This window comes from Actibacterium sp. 188UL27-1 (assembly GCF_016901225.1).
In the GTDB taxonomy this organism is placed as follows: Bacteria; Pseudomonadota; Alphaproteobacteria; order Rhodobacterales; family Rhodobacteraceae; genus 188UL27-1.
On record NZ_JAFEUL010000047.1, the window covers coordinates 1 to 1,986 of the forward strand.

Annotated in this window: 2 protein-coding genes and 1 pseudogene; 1 reads left to right on the top strand and 2 read right to left on the bottom strand. The window is 46.3% G+C overall.

The window, feature by feature from the left end; all coding sequences use genetic code 11:
* Window positions 1-101 (top strand): transposase domain-containing protein (locus tag IU397_RS24100; RefSeq protein WP_204417581.1); only part of this gene is annotated, 101 nt, incomplete at its 5' end.
* Window positions 102-295: 194 nt separating this feature from the next.
* Here IU397_RS24100 and IU397_RS23095 read toward each other — a convergent pair.
* Window positions 296-506: pseudogene (locus tag IU397_RS23095) on the bottom strand (transposase); the annotation flags it as partial.
* A gap of 118 nt (window positions 507-624) precedes the next feature.
* On the bottom strand, window positions 625-1,407 hold the full coding sequence (gene pseH, locus IU397_RS23100; protein ID WP_204417976.1) for a UDP-4-amino-4,6-dideoxy-N-acetyl-beta-L-altrosamine N-acetyltransferase: 783 nt from the start codon (window positions 1,405-1,407) through the stop codon (window positions 625-627).
* Window positions 1,408-1,986: the final 579 nt, after the last annotated feature.

A 1,986-nucleotide genomic window follows, 5' to 3' on the forward strand; every position in this document is an offset into this window, starting at 1 on the left:
ACCTCAGAACCACCCTTGAACGCATCGCCAGCGGGCACCCGCAAAACAGGCTAGATGAACTCCTCCCGTGGAGCTTTAACGCCAGTCAAGCCAACCCGTAGACGGTCCCGAGACATCGCTTACTTTTGAACCACCTGCCGCGCTGCCTAATCAGATCTTATAGGACGTCGTTACTGACATGGTTAATGACGTCGTATTGGGCGAGGGCAGATTTTGCGACATAAGGTGATTGTTGAGGTCGAGTGTCGGCGTTTCGGCACGAGCTATCGGACGCCGTCCATTGATCTGCCCATGCCTGCCTGAGCGCCATGCCGAATAACACCTTCATCGTCAGTTTGGATTGTAGTATTGCTGTAGATCGGCTGTCTGCCGCGTTTGCCGATCAGTACAGCGTCCCAGATCATCTTTGGGTCGAACCATATCATCAGCGAGCCACAGCGCTTGAGCGCTTCGTTACAGGCTGGCCATTTCCTGGTCTTGGAGGTCAGGGGTGTCGGTCTGCTCATGCATCCCAGCGACCACGCTGAATTCACAAGATGAGTCCCTCACGGTATTGGTGCAACAGAGTCCCGCGAACGAAATGACGGCCTGCCCTTCGCGGAGAAGGTCGTTTTCGTATTGGCGTTACTCTTCTAATAAATCCTTAGTAAGATCATTTATCTCACCATCAATTTTCATAATTTCCTTGATAAGGGGTAAAGACTGGCTGGGGCTTTTTTCTACGGATAATCTAAGTAGACTCATCCAATTTATATTATTCTTAGATCGCGCTGATTGAATTTTATCGATCACTGAGTGTGAAGCATTCACTTCCTCATTATCGAAAATTATTTCAATATCAGGCACCTTTCTTGAAAACTCTGAAATTCTTGTTTCTCGCATGGCGTTCCAATCACCCTTAGTAACGCCCAAGAAGTGCACGCCGATCCTCTCATTATCCTTTTCAATATTCGAGCGTCGAAACCCCTCCTCAACAAATCCAAATTTTTTATGCATCGCTACAACGTTAGGGTTTGTTTCGATTACTTCGCAATTAAGTTTCTCCATTTCAAGTTTTGAAAAAACAAAATCAAGCATAAAAATCTCTAGTAAAGAACCGACGCCGCCACGCTCATTTTCATCTAAGTAAAATGCCCAATCTGCTTTTTTGTGTAACGTGTCAATCTGATTTAGACTAACAACACCAGAGGCCTTTTCACCATCCCGCAATATAACAAAAACTTTTTGCCTACTATCTTCTTTAAGTCTTTTAATATACGAAAAATGCTCATTAACACCAATTTCATGCTCATTATACATCGAATTCCGAACAGAATTACTATTTCGGATAGTCAAAACGTCCATCTGCTGTTCAACTGTGCAGATACAAATGTTGCGCAATTTATAATATCTCATAATTTTTTCCATTCCTATTCCGCTTCACTAAACCACTGCCTCAGCGCAGCAATCTACATCTTTTTCACCTGTCTAGAGCCTTAATCGCCTATGCTCAAATAAAAGTGCGCCAACCTCCATGGGTAGTTACACTTAGACACTTAAATCACGTTGTCAGACGCGCCCAGAAGCTGCGTTTGGGCTGCTCTGCCGCCTTGTCGCGCTGATCCGAAAGCACTGCCAGTGCTCGCCTGTGGTCGGCGCTCTGCCTGATCCTTCAAAGCCTCGATCTGATCGCACAGTTGCGCCCGTTCACGCTCGCGCTCTGTGTTGATGCGCTCAATCTACTCACGCAGCATCTTAACTTCGATCTATAGCGCACCGTTCTGACTGGTTTTTTTGACGATTTTGCTGAGGAGTGGATTACTGTTTTCTGGATCTGAAGAACTGGTTTCGTGATACGTCCGCAACAGCCCTGCTGAGAGAAATAGCTGAAAGTTGGTGATGGCCCTGAGGGGCGGCATATCATGGCAGTGTTCAAGTCGCCGTCAATTCTCTGCAGAGAAAGGGATATGCCACATGAGAGAAGATACCATCACCGCATTGCCTGAT